This is a genomic window from Mycobacterium sp. TH-M106, assembly GCF_057473765.1.
On sequence record NZ_JBYCLE010000046.1, the window covers coordinates 1 to 1,494 of the forward strand.

The 1,494-nt window shown below is 65.6% G+C and carries 1 protein-coding gene and 1 pseudogene; both read right to left on the reverse strand.

The window, feature by feature from the left end; all coding sequences use genetic code 11:
* Nucleotides 1–525: 525 nt before the first annotated feature.
* A pseudogene (locus tag AC2VOP_RS01585) lies at nucleotides 526–804 on the reverse strand (AIR synthase-related protein); the annotation flags it as partial.
* Between the two features lie 157 nt (nucleotides 805–961).
* Nucleotides 962–1,494 (reverse strand): hypothetical protein (locus AC2VOP_RS01590; RefSeq protein WP_486959340.1); only part of this gene is annotated, 533 nt, incomplete at its 5' end.

The window sequence follows — 1,494 nt, forward strand, 5'->3', positions numbered from 1 at the left end:
GCCAACGCCGCCTCGATCTGCGCCGCACCCACCGTCAACTCCGACCCCGACGCAGCCACCCACTCCGGCGCAACAACCATCAACGACACAGCCCAGCATCCTTCCCACCCGAAACGTCCCCCCTCCCATGCGATCTGAAGTGATCTGCCTCACAAGAGAGGGGTACTGAGACCACCGTCACAGAAGGAGCCTGCGGAAAAAATGCTAGCACAACGACGGCGAAAATGGGTAAAAAATCGATGAATTTGCCTCGCGTTCGCCGACTTACGCCGCTACGGTAAGCACCCGCACAGCACCGGACACCAACCCTGCGGCCTCGGCGCGTGTGACACCCGGCGACGTCCACCCTGACAGCGTCCGCCGCACCCGGCGCGCCCGCCGCACCCACAAAAGGCCATCTTGCACCGCCGACCGAACCTGCGCGTGCCACCAAATCACAACTTGGACAGCATGATTCGATTCCCGTCGTTCCAACGCCACAACGCGGCCGCAGTCATTCCCGCGCGGCGCTCACCCCGGTAGGCGGGCCTCGGTCGCCGCCGAGAAATCCATCTCAGGGGCCATCCAGGCCAGAGCGCGCCGAGTGCCGCCGCTGACGTGGCCGGCGGCCAGCGCCTCCCGGGCGCCCTCCAGATAGGGCACCGCGGCCGAGTAGATCACCGCGGTGACACCGCTGGCTCGCGCCAGCTTGTGCAGGTGGCTCAGCAGGCCGAAACCCGTGATGCCGGTGGCACATTCGGCAACCGGCGCCAGCCCCGCCGCGGCAGCCGCGGCGTTCAGCGTGGTCATCGCGTCGATGGCCCTGCGGGAAACACTCCCCGGCGGCCTAGTGCCGGCCACTACCCGGCCGCCGCCTGAGCAGCGGCGATCAACGCCTCGCCCGGCAAGCACCGCCAACTCCGATGCCTGCGCACCGATCTGTTCAGGGAATCACGAACGTCAAAGCAATACCTTGTTCCCCTTACGGAATCGGCGGAATGAAGTTAGCGGCGGCGATGGATTCGGCCCCGGGGTCATAGAAACTCGTGCCCAAACCTGCAGGTGTTCCCACCGCACCGGTGGCCAGATCCACCTCGGTCACCCCGTCGAGACCGCCCGAAATCACGTAGGCCTCTTGTGAATTGGCCGGATCGATCGCCGCATCGGTGATGTCAAGCGAATTCGGGTTGGTCGTGCCGCTGTTCAAGTTAAGCGTGCTCACCACCTGATTCCCCGAACCTATCGTGTACAGCGAGGTGTCGGTCGCACCCACGGTGGACCCGAACGCGTACACATCGCCGGACCCCGATGTGCCGGGCAGTCCCGCCACCACATCGGACACGGTCGTCCCGGTCGGCAGGGCCACTTCCGACACCGTTCCGGTGCCGGCGTCGACCACCGCGACGTTGTCCCCGTTGGCGATGTAGGCGTCGCCGTTGACCGAGTTGACCGTGAGGGACTCGGTGGTGTTGGGGTTCAAGTAGCCGCTGGTGATGGTCTCGGTCACCGTGTTGT